Here is a 286-nt window from a genome sequence, read left to right on the forward strand (position 1 = left end):
GGAAATGATGTCGATATGCCCAGCGGTCAGCGAAGGTATCAAGGCGTTGAACTGCGATTCCTGAATAGTGACCTCATAGCCCATATCTTCGCCTAGTGCGTTGACCAGATCGACCATCGCGCCGGTGATCTCATTGGTTTGCACGTCCAGGAACGTAAACGGAATTCCGCTTGGCGTTCCGCCTGCTTTTAGCACTTCCTGTGCGTTTGCCGTGGCACCAAGCGATAAGGCTGCGCCCAGTACGGCCGGTAACAGCATCGCTTTTTTAAAGTGAATAAGAGGTTGG

1 protein-coding gene is annotated in these 286 nt (G+C 52.8%); it reads right to left on the minus strand.

Annotation, left to right across the window (positions count from 1 at the left end):
- A partial coding sequence (locus tag HUK45_RS09400) for a transporter substrate-binding domain-containing protein (RefSeq protein ID WP_206683837.1) occupies window positions 1-286 on the minus strand: 286 nt, incomplete at both ends.

The sequence above is a fragment of the Limosilactobacillus urinaemulieris genome, assembly GCF_014838745.1.
GTDB classification, from domain to species: domain Bacteria; phylum Bacillota; class Bacilli; order Lactobacillales; family Lactobacillaceae; genus Limosilactobacillus; species Limosilactobacillus urinaemulieris.